General features: G+C 58.2%; 20 protein-coding genes. 11 read left to right on the top strand and 9 right to left on the bottom strand.

Annotated features, from left to right (window positions below):
* Positions 1–62: 62 nt before the first annotated feature.
* Positions 63–2,636 carry an EAL domain-containing protein gene (locus ACESMB_RS02110; RefSeq protein ID WP_372925007.1) on the top strand — a complete coding sequence of 858 codons (2,574 nt, stop codon included), beginning with the start codon at positions 63–65 and terminating at the stop codon, positions 2,634–2,636.
* On the opposite strand, the gene ACESMB_RS02115 is transcribed toward ACESMB_RS02110, so the two are convergent.
* The 3 genes from ACESMB_RS02115 to ACESMB_RS02125 all read right to left on the bottom strand — a co-directional run bounded on the left by ACESMB_RS02115 (position 2,633) and on the right by ACESMB_RS02125 (position 4,930).
* Entirely contained in the window at positions 2,633–3,490 is an 858-nt protein-coding gene (locus ACESMB_RS02115) for an acyl-CoA thioesterase (protein WP_372970812.1), read from the bottom strand. The two genes, ACESMB_RS02110 and ACESMB_RS02115, sit on opposite strands and share 4 nt — an antisense overlap.
* Before the next feature lie 80 nt (positions 3,491–3,570).
* Positions 3,571–4,725, bottom strand: coding sequence for an NAD(P)/FAD-dependent oxidoreductase (locus tag ACESMB_RS02120; RefSeq protein WP_372970813.1), 1,155 nt, complete (start codon positions 4,723–4,725; stop codon positions 3,571–3,573).
* Positions 4,726–4,762: 37 nt separating this feature from the next.
* On the bottom strand, positions 4,763–4,930 hold the full coding sequence (locus tag ACESMB_RS02125) for a rubredoxin (RefSeq protein ID WP_150911405.1): 168 nt from the start codon (positions 4,928–4,930) through the stop codon (positions 4,763–4,765).
* A 264-nt stretch (positions 4,931–5,194) separates the two neighbouring features.
* Between ACESMB_RS02125 and ACESMB_RS02130 the strand changes: the two genes are divergently transcribed.
* The 5 genes from ACESMB_RS02130 (at position 5,195) to phoR (ending at position 9,425) form a co-directional block, all read left to right on the top strand.
* The gene (locus tag ACESMB_RS02130) at positions 5,195–5,752 is read left to right on the top strand and encodes a hypoxanthine-guanine phosphoribosyltransferase (RefSeq protein WP_372925010.1); all 558 of its coding nucleotides are present in this window, start codon (positions 5,195–5,197) and stop codon (positions 5,750–5,752) included.
* Positions 5,733–6,275 carry a chorismate--pyruvate lyase family protein gene (locus ACESMB_RS02135; protein ID WP_372925011.1) on the top strand — a complete coding sequence of 181 codons (543 nt, stop codon included), beginning with the start codon at positions 5,733–5,735 and terminating at the stop codon, positions 6,273–6,275. Before ACESMB_RS02130 ends, ACESMB_RS02135 begins: the two co-directional genes overlap by 20 nt.
* Positions 6,276–6,371: 96 nt before the next feature.
* Complete coding sequence (gene ubiA / locus ACESMB_RS02140) at positions 6,372–7,259, top strand: 4-hydroxybenzoate octaprenyltransferase (RefSeq protein WP_372970814.1); 888 nt, start codon at positions 6,372–6,374, stop codon at positions 7,257–7,259.
* 101 nt (positions 7,260–7,360) lie between these two features.
* Positions 7,361–8,053 (top strand): phosphate regulon transcriptional regulator PhoB, encoded by a 693-nt coding sequence (gene phoB, locus ACESMB_RS02145; RefSeq protein WP_372925013.1) that lies wholly within the window; start codon positions 7,361–7,363, stop codon positions 8,051–8,053.
* 55 nt (positions 8,054–8,108) lie between these two features.
* Entirely contained in the window at positions 8,109–9,425 is a 1,317-nt protein-coding gene (phoR, locus tag ACESMB_RS02150; protein WP_372925014.1) for a phosphate regulon sensor histidine kinase PhoR, read from the top strand.
* A gap of 16 nt (positions 9,426–9,441) precedes the next feature.
* Here phoR and ACESMB_RS02155 read toward each other — a convergent pair whose 3' ends face one another.
* Positions 9,442–10,293: a response regulator gene (locus ACESMB_RS02155; protein ID WP_372925015.1), complete on the bottom strand. Its 852-nt coding sequence runs from the start codon at positions 10,291–10,293 to the stop codon at positions 9,442–9,444.
* Between the two features lie 325 nt (positions 10,294–10,618).
* Between ACESMB_RS02155 and ACESMB_RS02160 the strand changes: the two genes are divergently transcribed.
* Genes ACESMB_RS02160 through ACESMB_RS02170 form a run of 3 tightly spaced genes read left to right on the top strand, consistent with a single transcriptional unit; the run spans position 10,619 to position 13,566 of the window.
* On the top strand, positions 10,619–11,779 hold the full coding sequence (locus tag ACESMB_RS02160) for a lytic murein transglycosylase (protein WP_372925016.1): 1,161 nt from the start codon (positions 10,619–10,621) through the stop codon (positions 11,777–11,779).
* A 60-nt stretch (positions 11,780–11,839) separates the two neighbouring features.
* Entirely contained in the window at positions 11,840–12,871 is a 1,032-nt protein-coding gene (locus ACESMB_RS02165) for a metal-dependent hydrolase (RefSeq protein WP_372970815.1), read from the top strand.
* Between the two features lie 2 nt (positions 12,872–12,873).
* Positions 12,874–13,566 (top strand): pseudouridine synthase, encoded by a 693-nt coding sequence (locus ACESMB_RS02170; protein ID WP_372970816.1) that lies wholly within the window; start codon positions 12,874–12,876, stop codon positions 13,564–13,566.
* Here the strand turns inward: ACESMB_RS02170 and ACESMB_RS02175 are convergent, their stop codons facing one another.
* From ACESMB_RS02175 to ilvD, 3 genes are all read right to left on the bottom strand, one after another.
* A complete protein-coding gene (locus tag ACESMB_RS02175) occupies positions 13,567–14,046 on the bottom strand; it encodes an asparaginase domain-containing protein (protein WP_372925019.1) in 480 nt (159 codons plus the stop codon). It lies immediately after the preceding gene.
* Between the two features lie 27 nt (positions 14,047–14,073).
* Positions 14,074–14,988, bottom strand: coding sequence for a D-alanyl-D-alanine endopeptidase (gene pbpG / locus ACESMB_RS02180; RefSeq protein WP_372925021.1), 915 nt, complete (start codon positions 14,986–14,988; stop codon positions 14,074–14,076).
* Positions 14,989–15,122: 134 nt separating this feature from the next.
* Entirely contained in the window at positions 15,123–16,799 is a 1,677-nt protein-coding gene (gene ilvD / locus ACESMB_RS02185) for a dihydroxy-acid dehydratase (protein ID WP_372925022.1), read from the bottom strand.
* 209 nt (positions 16,800–17,008) lie between these two features.
* Between ilvD and ACESMB_RS02190 the strand changes: the two genes are divergently transcribed.
* Positions 17,009–17,407, top strand: coding sequence for a glutaredoxin family protein (locus tag ACESMB_RS02190; protein WP_372925023.1), 399 nt, complete (start codon positions 17,009–17,011; stop codon positions 17,405–17,407).
* A gap of 125 nt (positions 17,408–17,532) precedes the next feature.
* On the top strand, positions 17,533–19,941 hold the full coding sequence (locus tag ACESMB_RS02195; RefSeq protein ID WP_372970817.1) for a xylulose 5-phosphate 3-epimerase: 2,409 nt from the start codon (positions 17,533–17,535) through the stop codon (positions 19,939–19,941).
* Here ACESMB_RS02195 and ACESMB_RS02200 read toward each other — a convergent pair.
* Positions 19,922–22,666: a cation-translocating P-type ATPase gene (locus ACESMB_RS02200; RefSeq protein ID WP_372970818.1), complete on the bottom strand. Its 2,745-nt coding sequence runs from the start codon at positions 22,664–22,666 to the stop codon at positions 19,922–19,924. The genes ACESMB_RS02195 and ACESMB_RS02200 overlap by 20 nt on opposite strands.
* A gap of 136 nt (positions 22,667–22,802) precedes the next feature.
* Positions 22,803–23,414 (bottom strand): Yip1 family protein, encoded by a 612-nt coding sequence (locus ACESMB_RS02205; protein ID WP_372925026.1) that lies wholly within the window; start codon positions 23,412–23,414, stop codon positions 22,803–22,805.
* Between the last annotated feature and the right edge of the window lie 281 nt (positions 23,415–23,695).

Genomic DNA, 23,695 nt, shown 5'->3' on the forward strand with positions numbered 1-23,695 from the left:
CACCAGGTCGGTTGAAGACATACTGGTGCTGATACTGATAAATCCAAAAAGATTGGTACTACGTGCGCCATATTGCTCAGTTTTTCGCCCTGGCGGGCGCATTGATCATAATGGCTTTCGGAATCCAGGCGAACCCTTCGGAATCCGGGTTTGCAGAGCCGGACATGGACTACATCCGGGTGGCTCCTTCAGAAGAGTTGGATCTCAGGGAAGCGCTTGCTTCCGACAGCTGGCAGTCACTGGAAGGCGAAAGTCCGAACTTCGGCTACATCCGCGATACCGTGTGGCTGCGTATTCCTTCATCAGCCATGCCGACACTGCCCGGCAGCCAGCGACTACTGGAAGTCCGCTACCCACAGCTTGACCGGATTACCTTTTATCTTCTTGAAAACGGTGAAGTCCGGCAACGCACAGTGACGGGCGACCATTTCCCGTTTGACCAGCGCCCGATAAAGCACCGCAACTTCCTGTTTGACTTTGACCTCAATCCGGAAAGCGACTACCAGATACTGCTGCGAGTTCAGAGCCAGGGGGCCATGCAGATACCTGTCAGGCTGTGGAACCCCGCCGCATTTTTTGAAACCGCCTCCATTGAAGATCAGATGCACGCGATTTACTACGGCATCATGATCATGGTGATTTTTTTCAACCTGTTCATTTTCCTGGCCCTGCGCGAGCGCATGTATTTGCTGTATGTGCTTTCCACTCTCGGCTATCTGCTGCTGATTGGCGGCCTGAACGGCAGTACCTACCAGCTGCTCTGGCCAGGAGTGCCCTGGCTGCACAATCAGGCAATGATGTTGACGGTGCCGATTGCACTGATCTTCACTCTGCTGTTCTCCCGCGCTTTCCTGAATCTTGGATCCACCAGCCCGCACATGGACAGGCTGGTCAGGTATACGGTTGTGGTGAACCTTGCGGTTATCGTGCTGACATTTATTACCGACTACAGCATTGCCAGCCGTCTTACCGTTGCACTGGCGATCCCCAGCTGCCTGTTGCTGACAGTGATCGGGCCGCTGCAGTGGATCCGCGGCAACCCCCAGGCCAGTTACTACACCGTTGCCTGGGGGTTGTTGACCGTCGGTAGCGCCGTAACCGCAGCCAACAAGTACGGGCTGATACCCACCAACTTTGTAACGGTTTACGGCATGGAAATCGGCTCGGCCCTCGAAGCCATCCTGTTAACCATTGCCCTTGCTGCCCGGCTTTACCAGGAGCGGGAAGACAAAGTGAGGGCACGGGAAGCAGAAATCGCTGCCATGGCCGCGAGACGATCGGCCGAACTGCGACTGATTGATCAGGCGCTGCACCACCCGTTGACGGGACTGCCCAATCGCACCTGCCTGGAAATGATGATCAATGAACTGATTGCCCGGGAACCTGGCAAACGGTTTTCCATATCGGTGATTCACCTCACCAATCTGTCGTCAATCACCAAAACGCTCGGGCATCGCAACACCGATCGCCTGATCGAACTTGCCGGTCGACGCTTCAACAGCATCGCCGAGAGCCTGCCCGGTATCCGCGCGGTTGAAACCACAGAGCAACAGTCGTTCTATCTCGCGTCGCTGGAGTCGTCCACTTTCGGCTTCGTAACAGAAACAAACACACTGACGGCGGTTCCACGCGCCGTAATCCATGCCCTGGAGGAACTCCAAGAACCTATGGACTACCTGGGCATGCAACTGCCCCTGGATCCGCGCACCGGTGTTGCTATATGCCCTGATCATGCAACGGATGCCAACACGCTGATCCGCAGGGCTTATATTGCCCAGGGTTCGGTGGACGCCAGGGATCGCGGACTGGCCTATTACCAGCCATCGCGGGATTCCTACAGCGCTGACCGCCTGACGCTGGTTTCCGAACTGAAGCATGCCCTGAAAAATGACGGGCTCGCCCTTTACCTGCAGCCCAAACTATCGCTGAAAACCAGAGAAGTGGTGGGACTGGAGGCCCTGATACGCTGGCCAGACCGTAAAAATCCGGTTCCTGCCGACGAGATCATTGCCCTGGCAGAACAGACCGGGCTGATCAAGCCGCTGACCCGATGGGTTCTGGAACAGGCACTGGCGATGAGAAGCCGGCTGCTTGAAAGCGGCCACGCGCTGAACCTGTCGGTGAATATTTCCCCCAACAACCTCAGGGAGCGCGACTTCCCGGTTTTCGTGCAACGGCTGATGAGCAGTTATCACTCACATCACGGGGCCATTACGCTGGAGGTTACCGAGACCTCAATGATGCAGGATCCGGCCAATTCCCTGGAGGCACTCAGATCGCTGCACGCCACCGGCATTCCCCTGTCCATTGACGATTTCGGCTCTGGCTACTCGTCTCTTTCCTATATCAAGCAGTTGCCCGCCAGTGAAATCAAGATTGACCGCTCACTGGTGACTGACCTGGCCACTGAAGCCGGGGGCCGCGTCATTGTGAAAACCACCATAGAGATGTGTCACAGCCTCGGCTATACCGTTGTCGCCGAAGGTGTCGAGAAGCAGGAAACCTTAGAACTGCTGGAGCGGATGGGCTGCGACATGATTCAGGGCTACTTCCTGACCCCGCCCCTGCCATTCGATGAAATGACCGTATGGCTGGAAGAACGGGACCGCTACGGAAAAAGCCGCAGGATCGGCTAGCCCCGGTGACGGATCAGTGCTTCCTGTGTCGTTGAAGCTACAAGCCGTCCCTTCTGGTCAAAAAAGTTACCGCGATTGAAACCACGCCCGCCAGAGGCACTGGGGCTGTCCTTGTCATAGAGCAGCCATTCATCCATGCGGAACTCGCGGTGGAACCAGATGGAATGGTCCAGGCTGGCCACCTGCATTTTTTTGCTCATGAAGGTCACGCCATGGGGGTTCAGGGAGGTACCCAGGAACGCGAAATCCGAGGCGTAGGTCAGCAGGCAACGGTGCAGCACCGGGTCATCCGGGAGGCGGCCCTGGGTCCGGAGCCAACTCTGCTTGTAGGGCGGACGAGGCTCCGGTTTCAGTGGATTAACCGGGTCCACAGGCCGGATTTCGATGGGGCGGTCCCGGGTAAGCGTGTCTCGCAGATGCTCCGGCAAGTGGGGCGCCAGCAACTCGCCGTATTCCTGCTCGGACTTGAGAGACTCCGGGTCCGGGGCGGCAGGCCTATCCAGCTGATGCTCGAAGCCCTCTTCCGCAACCTGGAACGACATGGAACCAGTCAGGATTTCCTTGCCATCCTGGCGCGCGATCACCCGTCGCACTGAAAAACTGCCGCCATCCCGAACGCGCTGGACTTCGTAGTCGATAGGCATGCTGTGATTACCGGGGCGCAGGAAGTAGGCATGCAGGGAATGGGGCAAACGCCCCTCCACCGTGCGACTGGCAGCCATCAGCGCCTGACCCAGAACCTGGCCCCCGAACACATTGGGAAAGCCAAGGTCTTCGCTGTCACCCTGGAAGTGGTCATCACCAATCGGGGAAAGATCCAGCAGATCCACCAGTTTTCTGGTTACTTCCAGCATGCCTGCTCCTGTCAATTTCGTTAGCTCACGAATTACTTTCTACCGTAAGCCGGCGATTTTCGCAATCCCGATGCCACTGATCAATTATGGATTGGTGGCACTTCTTTTGACAGAGCCTGTTTCTCCACGGCGTAACGGCCGGTCACGGCAAATCCCAGCACTTCGCCAGATTCGCCCCTGAACAGAGCCCGGACATCCTGGCCGTCAGCATCCACCTCCCAGCTTCCGGGGGCCTCTGGCGGTGGCGGACAGACAGCCGTCGGGCAACAGGGAGTCTTCACCATGACCGGCATGGTGCCGTACTTCACCTCGGTTCGCTCCCCTGCCAGGGTTTTCGCCAGGGCACGGGCACAGATCATCAGTGGCATGACATAGAGTAATACATAGCCATCCACTTCGGCACAGTCACCCAGGGCATAAATATCCCGGCCGGAGGTTTCCAGTGCCCTGTTCACCACAATTCCCCGACTGGTCTCAAGGCCAGCGGCCGCCGCCAGCTCTGTGCGTGGCCGCAGACCTACGGCGGAAATCACCAGGTCCGCCTGCAGATGCTCGCCGTTGGCCAGCGTCAGGTTCACACCGGCGCCCTCGGCCGCAATATGTTTCACCACCGTCTCCAGATGAAATCTGACCCCCAGGTCTTCAAGGCCGCTGCGCACCGCTTCCGCAGCAGGCGATGGCAAGAGCCCCGGCATCAGGGTATCGGAGGGAGCAATCACGTCGACGTGGTAGTCACCATTGCGCAGGTCGTTGGCAAATTCACAACCAATCAGGCCTGCCCCCATAATGGCCACCCGCTGCTTGCCCTGCAGGGCCTGGCGAAACGCGCGGTAATCCATCAGGTCATTGATCGAGTGAACATGTTCCTGGCCATCGCCGGCGATGGAAAGACGAATCACATCCGCCCCCCAGGCCAGAACCAGCTTGCTGTAGCCCAGCCGCTCATCCCCCAGCACCAGCTCATGGGCGTCCGGATCAATACCAGTAACCGTGGTGTAGGTGCGTAGCTCAAGATTCAGCTGCTCGACCATGGCCTCGGATGTTGCCTGAGCCAGCTCGTCGGCCTTCTTGCCCTTGGTAAAACCGGTCGAGAGCATGGGCTTGGAATAACTGAAGCCATCATCCGCCGTAACCATGACAATCGGCGTTTCACTGTCCAGCTTACGAACCTCTTTCGCCAGGGTATAGCCTGACAAACCGGTTCCCACAATCACGATGGGTGCTTCTGTATTCATTACCTGCTCTCCGACTCAGTTGTCCGCAATGGCACCATTAACCGATTTCGATCATCTCGAAATCTTCCTTGCCCACACCACAGTCGGGGCATTCCCAGTCCTCGGGTACATCTTCCCAGGCAGTGCCCGGCTCGATACCGTCATCCGGCCAGCCTTCTGCCTCATCGTAAATAAATCCGCACACAACGCATTGCCACTTCTTCATGCCATTCCTCCGAGATTCATAAGGGCGCGATAATAATTGTCAGACAATCATGCACGCAAGTCTTTATTGTGCCTTTGCGGCACTGCTCAAACGGTCAACCATCATACCCACCACCACAGCATTGACCAATGCCGGCACCGACGGGCGTTTGACAGGATTTGTACCAGTAGCCGTAAATACCGACCTTCTCCGGCGGAAAGGCCCCCTCCCTTCATTGCTCCTCCTCCGGTATAATGCCCCGTTTTACGACAGGACCCGACCTTTATGACCGACACCGTTGACGAACTTAATCAGGTAATGGCCGAAGCCGACTGCCTGGTAAGCGAACAGCAGGTCCAGGCCGCCGTTCAGTCCCTCGCGGACGAGATTACCGGGCGCCTGAAAGACACCAACCCTCTGCTGTTCTGTGTCATGAACGGTGGGCTGATTCTCACTGGCCAGCTGTTACCCCGGCTGAAGTTCCCGGTACAGGCGGAATATCTCCATGCCACCCGGTACCGTCAGGAAACCACCGGCGGCATACTCGAATGGAAGCTTCGGCCGGAAGCCGACATCAATGGCCGCACGGTGCTGATCGTTGACGATATACTCGACGAAGGTACGACGCTCTGTGCCATTGCGGATTACTGTCTCGCCCATGGCGCCAGGGAAGTGTTGACGGCGGTACTGGTGGATAAACAGCACGACCGCAAGGCAAGGCCGGACCTCAAGGCCGACTTCACCGGGCTTGAGGTGGAGGACCGCTTCCTGTTCGGTTACGGCATGGACTATAAAGGTTACTGGCGCAACGCCCCGGGAATTTATGCCGTCAAGGGACTCTAACCCCACCCACGTCCCCCCAACCCAGTGGTACCGCTCCTTTTCAGCAGCCGGGTTGAAAAACCCGGCCGTTCATGGTGCGCTTGGCCGCTGGCTGACACTTGAAGGCTCCCTGACCCGGGCATTGCAGCTCCAGTGTCAGGAGAGTTTCCGTGTGGACATTCTTCAGGAAGGCTTTGCACGCCCGACCCTGGAGGAGGCCCGTACCCTCGGCATCCCGGTGCGCCAGAATGCCTGGGTACGGGAAGTCTGCCTGAACGGAGACAACACACCCTGGGTGCTTGCCCGCACCATTATCCCGCTGGCTACTCTTGCAGGGCGGGGGCGCCGCCTGCGCAACCTGGGCCGCAGGCCCCTGGGAGCCTACCTGTTCAGCAACCCCGAATGGCAGCGGGGCCCGTTCGAAACCGGCCTCTGTCATCGCAGCTGCAATGCTCAGCCTCTGGTGGCACGTCGATCCCGGTTCTTCAGTGGCAATCACTCGCTGCTGGTGGGCGAATATTTCCTTCCCAACCTGATCCGGTGACACTCCAGCCATCGAACCTTTAACCCGGACGCCACGGCTGGCTATAATCCCCAGTTACTCCCATTTCACCCGATTCACCCAATACGGATCACGCCCATGCTGTCCAATGCTGTGCCCAACCATATACAGGCCCGCCTTGCAGATTATGCCCGCCTTTTGCGCCTCGACCGCCCGATTGGCAGCCTTCTTCTGCTCTGGCCGACCTACTGGGCGCTCTGGCTAGCCGCCGACGGCTTCCCTGGCATCGGTAACTTTATCGTCTTCACCCTTGGCGTTTTCCTGATGCGGGCAGCTGGCTGCGCCATCAATGATTTTGCCGATCGCAAGGTGGACCGCCATGTGAAACGCACGAAAGACCGTCCCCTGACCTCGGGCCGTATTGAAGCCTGGGAGGCCGTTGCCCTGTTCGCAGGGATTTGCCTGGTGGCCTTCCTGATGGTGGTCCTGTTCACCAATACGCTGACTCTGTACCTGTCATTTGGCGGTGTGATACTGGCATTCATTTATCCGTTCATGAAGCGGTACACCCATTTGCCACAACTTTTTCTCGGCGCCGCTTTTTCCTGGGCCATCCCCATGGCCTGGGCCGCCGAAGCCGGTGAAGTGACCCGCATAACCTGGCTGCTGTTCACTGCCAACGTGCTCTGGACCGTCGCCTACGACACCCTGTACGCCATGGTTGACCGCGACGACGATATCAAGATCGGCATCAAGTCCACAGCCATTCTGTTTGGTGACGCAGACCGTGCGGTTATTGCCATACTTCAGGCCCTGGTGGTGCTGATTCTCATTATGGTTGGCCAGCAGGCCGAACTGGGAGTTTTCTATTACCTTGGGCTCGTTGCCATGGCCTGTCTGTTCGTCTTCCAGCAACACCTGGCCCGCTACCGGGAGCGGGATGGTTGTTTCAAGGCATTTCTCAACAACAACTGGGCAGGCTTTGCGGTATTCACGGGCCTGATGGTGGACCTGATTATCTCCTAAACCAACAAATCCCGTTCCAGGCAGATCCTGTCATATACTTGTAACACTACCCGGTTGTAATGAGGCAGCAACATTGCAAGGTCTGACACAGGTTAATGCTCATGACTGGAAAAACTGTCCTGATCGTCGATGACGAGGCACCGATCCGCGAGATGATCGCCGTTGCCCTCGAAATGGCCGACTACGACTATCTGGAGGCAGCGGATGCCCGCGAAGCACATGCCTTGATTGTCGATAAACAGCCTGATCTCATCCTGCTTGACTGGATGCTGCCCGGCACCAGCGGTGTCGAGCTGGCCCGGCGGCTCAAGAAAGATGAGACGACGGCCGAAATTCCCATCATCATGCTCACTGCCAAGGTCGAGGAAGACAACAAGATCCAGGGCCTGGAAGTGGGTGCCGATGACTACATCACCAAACCTTTTTCCCCCAGGGAGCTGGTGGCCCGGCTGAAGGCCGTGTTGCGGCGCGCGACGCCTCCCGGCGTGGAGACACCCATTGAGGTGGATGGGCTGACACTGGACCCTGTGGGCCACCGGGTAACCACCGAAACCGGCGCCCTGAACATCGGCCCGACGGAGTACCGGCTGCTTCAGTTCTTCATGACACACCAGGAACGGGTCTATACTCGCTCCCAACTACTGGACCAGGTGTGGGGCGGAAACGTCTACGTTGAAGAGCGCACGGTCGACGTCCACATACGCCGTTTGCGCAAGGCCCTTGGCGACGAATATGATCACCTGATCCAGACAGTGCGTGGCACCGGCTACCGGTTCTCTACCAGGGCAGCATAACCGCAGCCGGGCCCTCACCCCGCAAGGGCCCGGAACTGACTCAGGGGCAGCAGTAATGCAACACAACTGGTCAAAGTATGTGCGATGGATCATCGCATTCCTGATCGCCTGTACGGCAATCGGGCTTTTCTTTGGCGAGCCGCTTTATGGGCTGACGGTGGGACTTCTGGCCTACCTCTGGTGGACCCTCGCCCAGGCCAAACGCCTGTACAACTGGCTTGGCAATCCCGGTGGCCGTGACGAAGCACCCCAGAGTGTAGGCCTGTGGGGCGACATCTTTGACGGCCTCCACAAGCTCCACCGGACTCATCTCCACACCCAGGACAAACTTCGTGCCCAGATCAACCGGGTTCAGGAATCCACCAACGCCATGCGTGATGGCGTCATCATGACGGACTCGCGAGGCGCCATGGAGTGGTGGAATGGCTCGGCAGAACATCTGCTCGGTTTCCGCCGCAGCTCGGACCAGGGCCAGTTCATCCATAACCTGATCCGTAACCCGGCCTTCAAGGCGTATTTCGACTCGAGGGATTACCGCGAGCCTCTGGACCTGAACTCGCCGGCACGGCCCCATATACATCTGCAGATCCAGATCAGCCTGTTCGGCGACGACGACCGCCTGATTGTGGCCAAAGACGTTACCCGCCTTTTCCAGCTCGAACAGATGCGACGTGACTTTGTCGGCAACGTATCCCATGAAATGAGGACCCCGCTGACAGTCATCAGCGGCTATCTGGAAACCCTGGTGGACAACGCGGATGATTTACCACCCAAATGGCGGCGCGCCATCAATACCATGGCCCAGCAATCCTCCCGCATGGAAGCACTGATTACCGACTTGATACTGTTGTCAAAAATCGAAACCGGCGAACAGACTGTCAGCGATGCGGTAACCGACGTCGGGTCGATGGTCAACCAGATCTGCCACGACGCCAGGGCGCTCAGTGGCGACCAGGGACACGAGTTCAACGTCAGCATTTCCGAGCGCCACCTGCTCCGTGGCGACCAGAGCCAGCTGCGCAGCGCGTTTTCCAACCTGATTTTCAATGCCGTGAAATACACCCCGGCGGGCGGACAGATCAACGTTACCTGGAACACTGACCGCGAGGGTGCGCACCTTTCAGTGAAGGATACCGGAATCGGAATTGACCCGGTCCATATTCCCCGGCTTACCGAACGCTTCTATCGCGCCGATCCGAGCCGGCACAAGGAAACCGGGGGCACCGGCCTGGGGCTGGCGATCGTGAAACATGTTCTGCTGAACCATGACGGCCGGCTGGAAATACGCAGCCGCATTGGCGATGGCAGCGAGTTCATCTGCCACTTCCCGCGGGAGCGACTGGTGGAAAGGCTCCCTGAACCCATGTCGTGACAGCCCGCGCTCCGGCTTAACCCCCATTGCGGAAGCGGGCAATGAAACGGGAGAGATCCTCCAGTTTTTGCGGGTCTTCATCAACAAAGCGGATCGTTACACTGACAAAATCCGTATCCTGCCGCTTCTCAACCGCCTGCAACTGATGCACGTAACCATTCAACCGTGCCACCCGGCCTTCTGCTATTTCAATGTCCACCACTGCCTGGTCGAGAATTCCGGGGAACTGCTGGTCCCGTTTGGCAATCACCCGCACTTCTGTAAGGGTAATATCCTTCACCACTGACCTGAGGGTGCTGTCGGCAAAACGTACGGCAGCCACACTCATGGTTGGCCTGCCAGAGGAAACCGCTGGAGCGGACGGCCTGCCCGCACGAACCGGCGCCGATGGCACGGGCTCCCGTTTCTGCGTGAGCAGTGTGGCAGACTCACGAAACGCATCGGCGGGGCCTCCCATGGATTTCCCGCTCCGGTCCATAGCGTCTTTCAGCTGCCGCCCCATCACCTTGATGATCTTGTTGCTTAATCCCTCAGGGCTGAAGGGCTTGCCAAGGTATTCGGACACCCCGCCCCTGACGGCCTCCACCACGTGATCCTTGTCACCCCGGCTGGTGATCATGATGAAGGGCACTTTTTCATACTGTGGCTGCTGCCGCATCCATTGCAGCAATTCGAGGCCTGACATTTCCGGCATTTCCCAGTCACACAGGATCAGGTCGAACACCGTACGCGACATTAACGACTGGGCCCTGCGCCCGTTCTGGGCGTCTGTGGTTTCGATCACCGGGAAGCGCTGGCGCACTGTCCGTTTGACCAGGTCCCTAACGAAACTGGCATCATCCACCACCAGCGCCTTCAGCGTTGCCATGAGTCGGGCCTTTTGATTCAGAAATATGAGGTTTGTACAGCCAGACTATAGAACAAGCCGGTATCCCGGAATAGCCTGTTGTCCGGCCCGGCTACAAAAACACGACACAGCAATGGACCCAGGCAACTGCAGGTTAAAGAATTGTCACCGAAAGCAACCAACAACGGTATTTAAGGGTGGTAAAAACAGGCTACCATGAGCGCGAGACATTCACTCCAGACCGAGGTTCAGCGTGCCAACCATATTCACCGCGATTTTTACAGGCAGACGGACAATTCGCCATTTTTCACTCGCGGGACTCCTTGCATTGGGAAGTCTACCTGGCATGGCCTACAGCGACGCTCTGGAAGAGTTTCCACAATGCATTGAGAGGCTGGAAAGCCAGGCGATTGATGCCGGCGTGTCAACAAAGACTGCCAGCGAGGTTCTGGCCAGTGCCGAGTACCTGAAGCGGGTCATTGAGCTTGACCGGCGCCAGCCGGAATTTACCACCACGTTCGCCGATTACCTCAACCGCAGGGTGAACGATCAGCGTGTCAGCCAGGGTCGGGAGCTGTTAAAGGAACACCGGGATCTTCTTGACCGCGTCACCCGTGAAACCGGCATTCCGGCACCCTACCTGGTCGCCTTCTGGGGCCTTGAAACCAACTTTGGCACTTACTTTGGCAAGATGCCGGTACCCAGTTCCCTGGCGACACTCGCCTGTGATCAGCGCCGCAGCACGTTCTTTACCGAACAGCTTATTGCCGCACTGCAGATTATCGATGAAGGCTCCATTTCGGCGGAACAGATGGAAGGCTCCTGGGCCGGTGCCATGGGGCACGTGCAATTCATGCCAACCGTATTCCTGCGTCATGCCGTGGACGGTGACGGCGACGGCAAACGGGACCTGTGGAACAGCCTGCCGGATGCCATGATGTCAGCCGGCAACTTCCTGGAAGACCTGGGCTGGGACGGCGACTACCGCTGGGGGCGGGAGGTTCTGTTGCCGGACAACTTCGATTACGAACTGGCAGACGGCCGCAAACTTACTCTGGAGGAATGGCGGGAACTTGGGGTTACTGACGCGTTCGGCAACGCACTGGCCAATGAGCCCATCAAGGCCTCTCTGGTGGTTCCTTCCGGCCATCGCGGACCAGCCTTCCTTGCCTACAAGAACTTTGGCGTGATCATGGGCTGGAACCGTTCCGAGTTCTACGCTATTGCCGTGGGGCACCTGGCAGACCGCATTGCCGGCGCCGGGCAATTGCAGAACCCGCCGCCAGAGGATCTGCCCGCCCTGTCCCGGGACGACATTCTCGCTATTCAGGAAGCACTGAATGATGAAGGCTTCGACACCGGGGAACCGGATGGCATTATGGGACCCAATACCCGGTCTGCCATTCGCAACTATCAGGCTGAAAACGGCCTGGTAGCCGATGGCTACCCTGGCGACACTGTTCTGGAATCACTCGATATCACTCTATCATCCGATGCTGAATCGTGATCCGAAAATCGATTCCACGCATAATACCTGTCGGACCCCACTGACAAGGTATTTTTCCCGATGGACTCGATAACCCAGGCTGCTCTGGGCGCCTCGCTGGCAGGCGCGGTTGCCGGAAAGACCCTTGGACGCTCCGCATTACTGATTGGTGCGGCTCTGGGCACCCTGCCCGACCTGGATGTGGTTATCGACTATGGTACCGCGGTCGCCAATTTTACCCAGCACCGGGGTTTCAGCCACTCCCTGTTGGTCCTGTTTCCACTGTCGTTTGTTATCGCCCTGGCACTGCATCGCTGGCGACCGGTTCTGAGTTACAAACGCTGGCTCGCGGTTACCGCCCTGATACTACTCACACACCCACTGCTGGATGCCTTCACCACTTACGGCACCCAATTGTTCTGGCCCTTTGGCCCGCCGGTTGCCATCACCAGCATCTTTATCATCGACCCTCTTTACACCCTGCCCTTACTGGCCGGGATGCTCGTATTCCTGCTCCGTGGGCCGCACACAAGGTCTGTTACCGCGGGCCTGGCGTTATCAACGTTGTATCTGGGCTGGAGCCTCACTGCCCAGCAGGTCATTTCCGATCGTGTCGATCCCGCGCTGGCACGGGAAGGGCTTCAGGACGCCCCGAGAATGGTACAGCCCATGCCCTTCAACACCATATTGTGGCGGGTAACGGTTATGGGTGACGACCGGCGGGTGGAAATCGTCACCGGCTTTCTGGACGGAGACGGGCCGATCACAGTGGAAAGCTTTTCCCGCGATCCCGAACTGGCGGAGGTGGCCGCATCTCTTGAAGAGGGTCGGCGACTGGAATGGTTTACGGATGGTTTCCTGCAGTACGAGAGAAGCAATGGCAGGCTGACGGCAACGGATATCCGCCTTGGCATTCCCGGGGCACACCCCTTTACCTTCATTCTGGCCAGCGACAATGGCAGTGGGTTGACTCCCGAGCCCAGTTCCCGCCTGGATCGCCCGGCTATCGCAGGTGAACTGCTGGGCGTGTTGTGGAACCGGATGACCGGCTCTGCCGAGGTTCTATGCCTTGCCAGCCTGACATTGCCACCGCCCGGAGAAGGCTGTACCTGACGATGCGGCTTGATTATTTCATAGCGAATGCCACAGCCCTGTCGCGTCGGGATGCGAAGAAGGCCATCAGCTCTGGCCTGGTAAAGATAGAAGGGCGGACCTGTCGCAAGGCAGGCACACAGGTGATGCCAGAAACAGGAATAACCCTTGAGGGCCAGAGTCTGTCACTGCCGGTCGAGCGCTACCTCATGCTCCATAAGCCGGAGGGTGTGATCAGTGCCACAAAGGACAGCCGGCAACCAACAGTAATGGATCTGCTGCCAGCAGAGATTCGGCGGGGCCTCCATATCGCAGGCCGTCTGGATGCGGACACCACGGGGCTGTTGCTGCTGACCACCGATGGCCAGTGGTCTCACCGGATAACCTCCCCCAGGGTGAACTGCCCGAAGACCTATCGGGTGACTCTCATGGAACCCATGGATGCCGATGCCATTGCGCAGCTGGAACAGGGTGTTTTACTTCATGACGAACCCAGGCCTACCAGACCCGCCAGCGTGTGCCAGCTGAGCGAGCGTGTGATTGATCTGAGCATTTCAGAGGGGCGTTACCACCAAGTCAAACGAATGTTGGCAGCGGTAGGCAATCATGTGAATGGCCTGCATCGTTGGCGGATAGGCAGCGTCGTCCTGGATCCAGCCCTGGCGCCGGGACAGTATCGAGAGTTAACCTGCGAGGAAATCTCCGGCCTGGCTTGATCAGGTTCGTTCGAACCGCTGGGCTTTCAGGTTCTTGCGAACGGAGCCAGCCTCAAATACTTCTCCGTTCATGGCAATGTAAACGCCGTGGGGCAGCAACCCCACTGCCGCCCAGGCAAAACCGATATTGAAAACCGCATCGGTGCGACGCATCCTGGCCGGCTGCATGGCGCCTGTCAGCACGATGGTTTTATCTTTCACCGATAACAATGCGCGGGCAGTCTCTGGCATGGTGTCTGTACCATGGGTGACAAGCACCCGCCCTGCGGAACAACGGCTGACCGCGGCTCTGACGGCCTCGCGGTCGTCATCTGTCATTTCCAGACTGTCCTTTCGCATCAGGCCAGTGACCGAAAATCCCTCGCGGATATTGGACTCCGCCAGCAGTTCCTCAACCAGACTGTCTCCGATTTCAAACTCACTGTTGGCATCAAAGTACACCTTGTCGATGGTGCCGCCTGTCGTGAATATTTCGATCATTGGTCATCAGTCCTGATAAATTCGACGTCAGTTGACACTGACAGAGGTACTGTCTGACGACGCATAAGCTGCGTTCTTTTTCTGCTCATAGGCACGTGCCGCAGCAGCAACGCTGCCACCCGCACCGGTGGTCAGCCAACGCTTGATGCGCCCGGCATCTCCCATTGGTGAGCGGGTGCCCAGAGAGTCCAGAAGTACCGTGACCACCGGCCGGCCATCAATTTCGGACAGCATTACCAGGCAGCGCCCGGCTTCGGACAGGTAGCCGGTTTTGCTGATTCCAACGCCCCAGCTCTCACGATGCACCAGAATATTGGTATTGCCGAATGCAAGGCGATAGCGGGGCTGCCGGAAGTGTCCCGTGAAGTAACGCGTGGTGGAATATTCCCGGATCTGTGGGTACTTGCTGGAGGCCCTGACCAGCCGCACCAGGTCTGCAGCCGTGGAACGGTTTCTCACCGAAAGCCCGGTAGGATCCACAAACGTGGTATTCGTCATGCCGAGCTCCCGGGCCTTTGCGTTCATGTCATCGACAAAGCCGTCATAGCCTCCCGGATGGTGGCGGGCCAGGGTATAGGCAGCAAAGTTTTCCGATGACATCAACGCAATCCGCAGAATGTCGCCTCGTTTCAGTTCCGACCCTTTCCGAATGCGGGTATAGGCGTTTGCGGGGGCCGGGATATGACGCTCCCTGAACTCCAGCCATTCCGTCATTGACTGCCCCGACTCCATCACCACCAGGGCCGTCATAAGCTTGGTAACGGAAGCAATAGGCACAGGACGGTCGGCATTCTTGCCGTACACCAGTTCTTCTGCATCCGCATAGGCGACCGCTGCGTTGACCGAAGCCAGCTGCAACTCTGCCCTTTCCGTCGCACTGGCAGGGGACAGGCACAGTGCAAGCAGCATTGCCAACACCAGAAAACCGGCCGATCGGCTCATTTTTTAAACCCTTCCTGTATTTGTCCGCACACACGTACCGTGTAAGTTCGATTACAACTATACCAGCGAAATTCCCTGCTGGCTCCGGCCCACGGGGAAAAGCCTGACCTGAACGTAGTGGTCGAGGGCCTGGGTCAGGGCTTGTCGGTCACCGCACCTTCCGACGCCGAACTCACGGTTCGCGCATATTTGGCCAGTACCCCCCGGGTAAATCGGGGTGCAGGCGCGGACCAGTTTTTACGGCGACGCTCCATCTCTTCCGCGGAAACATCCAGCTCAATGCGATTGGCAACAGCATCTACAGTGATGGTATCGCCATTCTCGACCAGGGCCAGCGGTCCACCTTCTGCGGCTTCTGGCGTGATATGGCCGACCACGAAACCATGGCTGCCACCAGAGAAACGCCCATCGGTAATCAGCGCTACGTCGCTACCCAGCCCCTTGCCCATAATGGCCGAGGTAGGTGTCAGCATCTCCCGCATACCGGGGCCGCCCTTTGGCCCCTCATACCGGATCACCAGCACGTCTCCAGCTACCACCGTGCCATCCATGATCCGCTCCTGGGCCTCTTCCTCGGAATGGAACACCCGGGCCCGGCCGGTAAAGTGGGTGCCCTCTTTGCCGGTGATCTTGGCCACCGCTCCGGTAGGCGCCAGGTTGCCGTACAGAATACGCAGATGGCTATCCGCCTTGATGGGATTGTCAAAGGCATGAATGATGTCCTGGCTTGCCGGATAGGGCGCCACATCTTCCAGGTTCTCGGCCAGGGTCTGACCGGTGACCGTCATGCAGTCACCGTGGAGCATGCCCTTGTCCAGCAGCATCTTCATCAGTGGCTGAATACCCCCGATCGCTACCAGCTCTGACATCATATAATGGCCACTGGGGCGAAGGTCCGCCAGCACGGGAACCCGCTTGCCAATCTCCACGAAATCATCCAGCGACAGCTCGACTCCAACGGTGCTTGCCATTCCCAACAGATGCAGTACCGCATTAGTGGAGCCTCCCAGGGCAATCACCACCGTGATGGCGTTTTCAAAGGCCTTCCGGGTCATGATATCCGAGGGCTTGATGTCCCTGTCCAACAGGTTGAGCACCGCAGCACCAGCCGCCCGGGAGTCCGCAGCCTTGATATCGGAAATTGCATTCTGGGCTGAACTGCCAGGCAGGCTCATGCCCATGGCCTCAATGGCCGAGGCCATGGTGTTGGCGGTATACATGCCGCCACAGGAGCCGGGACCGGGAATCGCGGTTTCCTCGATCTGCTTTACTTCAATCAGGTCCAGATCGCCGCGGGCGTGGGCCCCCACGGCCTCGAACACCGAGATAATATCGGTGTGATTTTTTCCTGGCATGATGGTGCCACCGTAAACAAACACGGACGGCCGGTTCAGCCTTGCCAGGCCCATCATGCAGCCGGGCATGTTCTTGTCGCAGCCGCCAATGGCCACCAGGCCATCAAAGCCCTCGCAGCCGGCCACCGTCTCAATGGAGTCGGCGATCACCTCCCGCGATACCAGCGAGTATTTCATGCCCTCGGTACCGTTGGCGATACCATCAGATATGGTTATGGTGTTGAACGTCAGGCTCTTACCGCCTGCCTCATCAGCCCCTGCTGCTGACTCTTCCGCAAGCTTGTCGATGTGCATGTTGCAGGGGGTCAGATTACTCCAGGTGGAGGCAATACCGATCTGGGGTTTGCGGAAGTCTTCGTCGGTGAAGCCCACAGCCCGCAACATCGCACGACTTGCCGATTTGCCAAGACCATCCACTACTGGGGATGAATATCGGCGCCGTTTGTCATCTGTCATTGGGTTACTCTCCTGTTAACAACCGGCAAATCCGGCCTTGTTCCTGTTATCTGCATGAGATTGGCAGAAACTCCCGGCGACAGCAATACAACACGGTTGCCTGCCAGGTCTGGCCCGAAACCCGGCCGAATGATACTGTACGCGCTCCCGCATCTGGTGAGGCCTTTCCATCGATGGCCCACCGCTTTAACCGGAGCCGTGTTCTGTCCATGAGACTCATTATTCGTTATTTTTTCCGCACTCTCCGCCTGATCCTGACACCGTTCATGTTGATCGGCGAGAAATTCAGCACCCCTGAAAGCGTCGCGCGAGCGCCGGAAGAGCAGGCCCGGGTAGATCGTGCCTGCGAGAACCTGGCGCTTTATCAGTTCAGCGCCTGCCCATTCTGCATCAAGGTTCGCAAGGAAATGGCCCGCCTGGGATTGAACATTGAAACCCGTGACGCCCAGCACAACGAAAAGCACCGCGAAGCACTTGCCACCGGCGGTGGGCGTGTAAAGGTGCCCTGCCTGCTGATCCGTGATGACAACGGCAGTGAACAATGGCTCTACGAATCCGACGACATCAGGGCCTGGCTGCAGCAGCAATTCGAGCCAGCTGCCGGCTGAACCCCCACCAATATCAAGGTGAACAAACAGTAAAACAAGATGCAGGTCCGAATGATCTGCATCAACGGTTTTTCAGCTCCTGGCTTCTATAATCGCTCCATACATTGAAGCCATGGAGGCCTGTCATGTCATCCCCAGAATCCCCGGAATCCGCTGAGCGGCGCGTCTCTGACTACGAGCTTTGGCGGCGGGGCTATGGCGTCATCCAGCACTCCGAATCCACCTGTGACCAGGTCCGCCATATGGCCGGCGAACTGGTATCCGCCGCGTTCCAGCCTGACACCGCAACCGTTTATCGCAAGCTTGCAAGTCTCGACAGGCTGGCCAGTGCCGGCCTCTGGCTTGTCGTACACATGACCTACACCAAACGGGTTGACCCCAGCGGTGCTCCCCTGCTGCCGCGCGATTTCAAAGCCAGCCCCGAGGGCCATACCGGCGGCGCACTGAACATGGTGCCGGCTTACGCCGCCTACACCGCTCTGAACAACCTTACCGGGAAGACTCGAAGCTGGCTCATGGGCCAGGGCCATTGTGTCGCTGCGATCGATGCGCTGAATGTGCTCAGCGGTAACCTGCATCCGGAGCAACAGAACCGTTATCAGGGCGAAGACGGTCTTTCCCGTCTGGTCTCCGATTTCTACAGTTACCGCCAAAGGCCGGATGGGGGCATGGAAGCGCCCCTTGGCAGCCACGTTACCCCCCACACTGCGGGCGGGATCATGGAAGGTGGTTACCTCGGTTTTGCCGAACTTCAGTACGCCCATATGCCGCTGCCGGGCGAGTCGCTGGTAGCCTTCCTCTCTGATGGTGCTGCGGAAGAACAGCGCGGTAGCGACTGGGTGCCACGCTGGTGGCGGGCTGAAGATTGTGGTCTGGTGCTGCCCGTCATGATCGCCAATGGTCGGCGGATCGAGCAACGCACAGAACTGGGAACCCGCGAAGGCCTGGAAAGATTCAGCGAACACCTGGCCTACCGGGGTTTCGAGCCACTCCGGTTCGATGGCCGTGATCCGGCAGCCTTCGTTTGCGCACTGTTCAATATGGAGCAATCGCTGAACGACTATCGCCAGCAGGCGCTGAACGGGGAACGTCCCTACCCGGTTCCGATTCCCTACGGCATCGCCGAGACCACCAAGGGTTACGGTTTTTACGGCGCCGGCAGCAATCCCGCCCATAACCTGCCACTGCCCGGCAACCCCAAGATCGACACCAGGGCCAGGGAACTTTTCCACCATCATGCCGGATTACTTTGGGTACCTCCGAAGCAGTTGGCCAATGCAGTCGACCAGCTCAACCAGCACCAGCAACAGGCACGCCCGCTGGAGCGGGACCATGCCATGGCAACGCGCAACCCGCCAGACCCCGTTATGCCGGCACTTCCGCCATCGCTCGATTATGGCTCGCCAATGCTGGCCGTAGACGACTTCTTCAAGGCGCTGGTTAACGCAAATCCGGCCCTGCGGGCTCGCGTCGGCAACCCGGATGAACTGGCCAGTAATCGGCTGGTCGGGGTACTGAGTACCCTAAAGCACCGGGTAAATGACCCGGAAAGCGAACAGGAATCCGTTCATGGCCGGATTATTACTGCCCTCAATGAAGAAGCCGTGGTTTCAGCCTGTCTTGCCAACAAGGCGGGCATTAATCTGGTCGCCAGTTATGAGGCCTTCTGCGTCAAAATGCTGGGCGCTATCCGCCAGGAGCTGACTTTCTCCCGCCAGCAGAAAGAAGCAGGCAGGCCCGCGCGCTGGCTCGGTTTCCCGGTGGTTGCCACTTCTCATACCTGGGAGAATGGCAAGAACCAGCAGTCGCATCAGGACACTACCTTCTGCGAGAGCCTGCTGGGCGAAATGAGCGACGTCAGCCGCGTGCTCTTTCCGGCCGACTACAACAGTACCCTGGAAGCATTACCCGGTGTCTACCTGGCGCGAGGACAACTGACCTGCATGGTGATACCAAAACGCGAGCGGCCTGTTGTGTTTGACAGGAGCGAAGCGCAGGCCCTGTCCAGGAACGGAGCCCTGGTAGTCGACGAAGATACGTCCCCTGGCGAACCCGTGATGCTGATTGCCAATGGTGCCTATCAACTCTCTGAACTGATCCATGCCAGCGAAAGGCTGCGGGAAACCGGAACGCCATTCAGGCTGGTGTATGTGCAGGAACCTGGGCGTTTTCGCGAACCCAGGGACACCCTGGAAGCAGCCCAGTGTGTCCGTGACCTGGAGCAGGAACGGCTGTTCCCCCGGAGAATGAAGCGAAGGGTCGCACTGACTCACATGCGCCCGGAGGTGTTCCGCGGCCACCTGTCCCCACTTTTCCCGGAACCATCCAGATCCCGGGTACTGGGCTACATCAACCGTGGCGGCACCCTGAATGAAGCAGGCATGCTGTTCGCCAACCGCTGCTCATGGGCTCATGCCCTGGCCGCCTGCGCGGACGTACTGGAACGGCCGCCCGGGGAGTGGCTGTCCAGTGCCGAGCTCGCTGCTATTGAAGGCCGTGGCGATGCCGCCATTGTCACCCGGAGCCAGAACTGAGACCTGGCTTGAGGCGTTTTCTGAGCCAGGTTTCCAGCTCCAGAACCAGGAGCACGACAACTCCCGCCGCACCGGCAAAGACCAATGCTCCCAGAGTCAGTGGAGCGGTGCCAAAGATCTGATGGAAGAACGGCAGGTAAGTAAACAGCAATTGCAGCAGGATGACGGCGCCCACCGCCAGCAACACAATGGGGGTACCCAGTACACCTCGCAAAGTGACCGAGGCCGTATCCAGATAGCGCACCGCAAACAGATAGAAAACCTCCATGGCCACCAGGGTGTTGACTGCCAGTGTGCGGGCCACGGATTCATCTGAAAACTGGTCCATTGCCCAGTACCACGCCGCAAAAATACCAATCAGGAACAGCACGGAAACAAAGGCGACCCTCCAGACCACGAATCCCGCCAGCAGCGGTTCATCCCTTGAACGGGGCGGTCGCCTCATGACCCCCGGCTCAGAAGGCTCGAAGGCCAGCGTCATTGCCAGGATCACCGAGCCCACCAGGTTTACCCAGAGAATCTGCAACGCGGAAATGGGCAACGACAGCCCCAGCAACAGGGCAGTAATCAGGCTGACGGATTCACCACCGTTAATCGGCAGCATGAAGGCAATCGCCTTTTTGAGATTGTTGTAGACCGTGCGACCCTCACGCACGGCCCTGGCAATGCTGGCAAAATTATCGTCCAGCAGCACCATTGACGCGGCTTCCCTGGCCGCCTCAGAGCCCTTGACACCCATCGCGATACCCACATCGGCACGTTTGAGGGCCGGTGCGTCATTCACCCCGTCACCGGTCATCGCGACGACCCCGTGCAGCGCCTGCAGGGCCTCAACAAGACGTAATTTGTGTTCAGGACTAGTACGGGCGAAGATATCCACCTCACCGGCTACCTGCCTGAGTTCGTCTTCACCCAGTTGATCCAGCTCCCTGCCAGTCATCACCCGGGTGGTGTTTTTCAATCCCAGCCGGGCACCAATGGCACTGGCGGTCATGGCATGGTCGCCAGTGATCATTTTTACCCGGATACCGGCGTCGTGGCAGTCCTGAATCGCCTGGATAGCCTCCTGCCGCGGTGGGTCCAGAAGCCCCACAAGCCCCAGCAGTTCAAGTCCGTCCTCAACATCCTCCACTGCAAGGGTATTCTGCGAAGAATCCGCCGGCCTGCGTGCCAATGCCAGCACCCGCAAGCCTTCAGAGGCGAGTTCGGATATGGCATCCGTCCAGGCCTCCCGATCCAGCGACGAGGTATCCCCGCTGTCAGTAACCATACCGGTACACATCTCCAGTATCCGTTCGGGAGCCCCTTTTACATAGACGACACCGTGGCGATGATGGTCATGGTTGAGCGTCGCCATGAAGCGATAGTCGGCGTCAAAGGGCACTTCATCCGTCCGCGGCCACTCACGGCCATCGGTTTCCGCATCAAACCCTGCCTTCTGGGCGAAAACCTTGAGAGCACCTTCCATGGGGTCGCCGGCAACCCGGATCGTTCCCTCATGACGTTCCAGATGGGCGTCATTGCATAGCGCAGCGGCCCTGGCCAATTCATCGAGCAGCGGACTTTCAGACACCACATCGCTACCTTCTCGAATTTCCCCATCCGGTTCGTAACCTTCGCCCTCTACATCCAGCCGCTTCCCGGCCATCACCGCAGCCGTCACCATCATTTCATTGCGGGTCAGAGTTCCGGTCTTGTCGGAACAGATCACCGATACCGCACCGAGGGTTTCGATCACCGGCATTCTGCGCACAACCGCATGACGGGTTGCCATCCGTCGAACACCGATGGCCAGGGTAATGGTGAGTATGGCCGGCAGCCCCTCTGGAATGGCTGCCACGGTCAGGCCCACAACTGCCATGAACAGCTCGCGAACCGGCAGTCCGCTCAGCGCCAGCCCACCACCGAATATCGCCAGGCCGACAACAATAATGATTATTGACAGATAACGGGCGAAGCGGTCGATCTGTTCGAGCAGGGGCGTTTTAAGTGTTGCAGTATCCTGCAGCAGGCCGGAAATACGGCCGATTTCAGTGTTCTCTCCTGTCCGTACGACAACCCCACGGCCGGTTCCCGTGGCCACCATGGTGCCTGAAAAGGCCATGCTGAGCTGATCACCGAGGACTGCATCAGCCGGCTGTGAACCAGTGGTTTTATCGACCGGTTCGGATTCCCCCGTCAGCACCGCCTCTTCTATTTTCAGGTTGTGGCAGCGTTCAAGCCGGAGGTCAGCGGGCACCCGGTCACCCGGTTCCAGAATGACCGTATCACCGGGCACCAGCTCAGCCGCGTCGATTTTTTTCTGGCCGTCCTCCCTGACGACCACGGCTTTGGGTGCAAGCATGTGCCTGATCGCGGAAAGCGCCTGTTCGGCTTTGCCCTCCTGTATGAATCCAACCAGGGTCTGGATGACCACCACAGCCAGAATGACGGTAGTATCCACCCAATGACCCAACACGGCAGTAATGACCGCTGCCGTGATCAGTACATAAATCAGGAAGTTTTTGAGCTGGTTGCCCAGGCGGGCCAGAGGGCCACGGCGGCGGGCTTCAGGAAGGCGATTATGGCCGAATTCACTCAGCCTCTCGCCGACCGCCTGTGCGCTGAGCGGCCCGGTCGCGGAGAGCTCTGAGCGAACCTCACCGATATCGGTAGCGTGCCACTGCACACGCTGGCTGTTTACCGCTTTATCGGAGGTTGATGGGGATGATGCAGAGGATGTCATTGCCGGACTCCCTGGCTATATACCTGACCCTATTGAAACCGGACACGGACTTGGGCGCGTTGCTTCAGGTCAAGAGGAACCAGGATTGGCCGGGTCCACCGGCCAAAGATTCAGCTTATCAGCAGATGTCTCTGGTCTAGCCCTGTATAAATACCGGGCCAAACCCGTAGTTCCAGAGAATAACAGAGCCAACCCGGGTGGATACCAGAATTACCAACGCCACAGTCAACAGTGCACCGGCGTACATGACCGCCCTATCCTTGTGAATACCCATTACAATTGGAAGGCCGTCATACATTAACCAGGCCCCATAGCCTGCCGCTATCAGAAAGACGATGGCGTTGAACCAGGGTACCGGGTAAAGCAGAGCAAAACCGGCCAGGAACAGTGGCGTGCAGGAATACGCCGCCAGCGCAATTCCCCTTGAAGGGATTTCCTCCTCATTGGCACCGTAGGTCTTGGCCATCCAGTTGATTGCATACCCCAGGGCGAAAACGCCGACCAACATGGCCAGATAGGTAAGCACGCTCATCTGAAAGGCGCTGATTTCCGTCAGTTTGATCAAACGGTCGCTGCCTACGGTCCAGCCAAAATGCGCCGTAGAAATATAGGCACATATCGGCGCTATGGCTGCAAGAACAAATACGTAGGCGACATAAAGTCTTCTGGGCGGAGCATGCTCCTTGCCGATTTTTGCCCACTCACTGTCGGGATGAGTAAACAGGCCAAATGCGTGATTCAGGAGCATAGCTCGACCCCCTTGGGTTGATGTTGTTGTTCGAATGCATTTTTACGTTGTACGGGCCTCACCAGATCAGACCCTGCCTGCTCTTAACTATAGTCAAGAATCGCAGAAGGAAAAGCGGCAGGGGCATGAAATTCGTCAGGTTTCCCGAATCAAGCCTGTCGCGGGTCGGTTAGGCCGATCAATTCATCGTTGCGATGATGATCCCGGAAACTGATCAGGCTTTCGATGCCGGAAAAATCCACCAGATCCCGAAAATCAACCCAGTCCACCAGGCAGTACAG

This window comes from Marinobacter sp., from assembly GCF_041686475.1.
Taxonomy (GTDB): domain Bacteria; phylum Pseudomonadota; class Gammaproteobacteria; order Pseudomonadales; family Oleiphilaceae; genus Marinobacter.

What these genes read in the sequence shown, in the direction of transcription:
- ACESMB_RS02115 (WP_372970812.1), bottom strand. Translation starts at nt 3,490, where the DNA reads ATGCTGGAAGTAACCAGAAAACTGGTGGATCTGCTGGATCTTTCCCCG.
- ACESMB_RS02120 (WP_372970813.1), bottom strand. Translation starts at nt 4,725, where the DNA reads ATGAATACAGAAGCACCCATCGTGATTGTGGGAACCGGTTTGTCAGGC.
- ACESMB_RS02125 (WP_150911405.1), bottom strand. Translation starts at nt 4,930, where the DNA reads ATGAAGAAGTGGCAATGCGTTGTGTGCGGATTTATTTACGATGAGGCA.
- ACESMB_RS02130 (WP_372925010.1), top strand. Translation starts at nt 5,195, where the DNA reads ATGACCGACACCGTTGACGAACTTAATCAGGTAATGGCCGAAGCCGAC.
- ACESMB_RS02135 (WP_372925011.1), top strand. Translation starts at nt 5,733, where the DNA reads ATGCCGTCAAGGGACTCTAACCCCACCCACGTCCCCCCAACCCAGTGG.
- ubiA (WP_372970814.1), top strand. Translation starts at nt 6,372, where the DNA reads ATGCTGTCCAATGCTGTGCCCAACCATATACAGGCCCGCCTTGCAGAT.
- phoB (WP_372925013.1), top strand. Translation starts at nt 7,361, where the DNA reads ATGACTGGAAAAACTGTCCTGATCGTCGATGACGAGGCACCGATCCGC.
- phoR (WP_372925014.1), top strand. Translation starts at nt 8,109, where the DNA reads ATGCAACACAACTGGTCAAAGTATGTGCGATGGATCATCGCATTCCTG.
- ACESMB_RS02155 (WP_372925015.1), bottom strand. Translation starts at nt 10,293, where the DNA reads ATGGCAACGCTGAAGGCGCTGGTGGTGGATGATGCCAGTTTCGTTAGG.
- ACESMB_RS02160 (WP_372925016.1), top strand. Translation starts at nt 10,619, where the DNA reads ATGGCCTACAGCGACGCTCTGGAAGAGTTTCCACAATGCATTGAGAGG.
- ACESMB_RS02165 (WP_372970815.1), top strand. Translation starts at nt 11,840, where the DNA reads ATGGACTCGATAACCCAGGCTGCTCTGGGCGCCTCGCTGGCAGGCGCG.
- ACESMB_RS02170 (WP_372970816.1), top strand. Translation starts at nt 12,874, where the DNA reads ATGCGGCTTGATTATTTCATAGCGAATGCCACAGCCCTGTCGCGTCGG.
- ACESMB_RS02175 (WP_372925019.1), bottom strand. Translation starts at nt 14,046, where the DNA reads ATGATCGAAATATTCACGACAGGCGGCACCATCGACAAGGTGTACTTT.
- pbpG (WP_372925021.1), bottom strand. Translation starts at nt 14,988, where the DNA reads ATGAGCCGATCGGCCGGTTTTCTGGTGTTGGCAATGCTGCTTGCACTG.
- ilvD (WP_372925022.1), bottom strand. Translation starts at nt 16,799, where the DNA reads ATGACAGATGACAAACGGCGCCGATATTCATCCCCAGTAGTGGATGGT.
- ACESMB_RS02190 (WP_372925023.1), top strand. Translation starts at nt 17,009, where the DNA reads ATGAGACTCATTATTCGTTATTTTTTCCGCACTCTCCGCCTGATCCTG.
- ACESMB_RS02195 (WP_372970817.1), top strand. Translation starts at nt 17,533, where the DNA reads ATGTCATCCCCAGAATCCCCGGAATCCGCTGAGCGGCGCGTCTCTGAC.
- ACESMB_RS02200 (WP_372970818.1), bottom strand. Translation starts at nt 22,666, where the DNA reads ATGACATCCTCTGCATCATCCCCATCAACCTCCGATAAAGCGGTAAAC.
- ACESMB_RS02205 (WP_372925026.1), bottom strand. Translation starts at nt 23,414, where the DNA reads ATGCTCCTGAATCACGCATTTGGCCTGTTTACTCATCCCGACAGTGAG.